At 49.0% G+C, this 418-nt stretch carries 1 protein-coding gene; it reads right to left on the reverse strand.

Going from position 1 to position 418, the window contains the following annotated elements:
* Positions 1 to 370, reverse strand: a 370-nt coding sequence (locus GTGU_RS23700) for a hypothetical protein (RefSeq protein ID WP_038163917.1), incomplete at its 3' end; no start/stop codon positions are given.
* Positions 371 to 418: the final 48 nt, after the last annotated feature.

Here is a 418-nt window from a genome sequence, read left to right on the forward strand (position 1 = left end):
CATAAGACGCATGCTCGCGATTAATGGCGTAAATGTAGAAGGAATATTTACGCTTATCGCTGTCTGTAAAATAAACATCAAACAGTCGCCAGGTGCGGCCTTCAACTTCAACCTGTAACGGAAGAGTGCAGGTAATACCTTCCTGGACGGGTGTGGTGTCACGGAAGCCTACAATGTCATCAGGCGCAAGTTCGGCAGTGCGCTTAATATCCTCAACGACATAAGACGCATGCTCGCGATTAATGGCGTAAATGTAGAAGGAATATTTACGCCAGTCGCTGTCTGTAAAATAAACATCAAACAGTCGCCAGGTGCGGCCTTCAACTTCAACCTGTAACGGAAGAGTGCAGGCACGTGGGATGGGTTTCATTGTTCGTTGCCCTCAGCAATACGGGCGCGTACCCAGGCAACGCGCTCT

The sequence above is a fragment of the Trabulsiella guamensis ATCC 49490 genome, from assembly GCF_000734965.1.
Classification (GTDB): Bacteria; Pseudomonadota; Gammaproteobacteria; order Enterobacterales; family Enterobacteriaceae; genus Trabulsiella; species Trabulsiella guamensis.